This is a genomic window from Pseudoalteromonas sp. GW168-MNA-CIBAN-0100, from assembly GCF_040309225.1.
GTDB classification, from domain to species: domain Bacteria; phylum Pseudomonadota; class Gammaproteobacteria; order Enterobacterales; family Alteromonadaceae; genus Pseudoalteromonas; species Pseudoalteromonas arctica.
Map to the genome: position 1 here is coordinate 1 of NZ_JBEOOL010001137.1, position 234 is coordinate 234.

Sequence of the window (234 nt, forward strand, 5' to 3'; positions counted from 1 at the left end):
TTCGCCGCCACCCCGATATAAAGTGGTTGCGTCGTGCATCAGACATTGCCGATTTAGCAGCATTACAAGGCGATATACTCGATAGTATTTGGCCGCTTCTAAAGCCAGGTGGCACCTTGGTATACGCTACTTGTTCAGTACTCCCTCAAGAAAACCAACAACAAGTTGCTAAGTTTTTAGCTAATAACAATGATGTTGAGCATATTCCTCTACATGATAAAGACACGCCCACCA

At 44.4% G+C, this 234-nt stretch carries 1 pseudogene; it reads left to right on the plus strand.

What is annotated here, in order from left to right:
* Nucleotides 1-234 (plus strand): annotated as a pseudogene (locus AAEY62_RS24935) (16S rRNA (cytosine(967)-C(5))-methyltransferase RsmB); the annotation flags it as partial.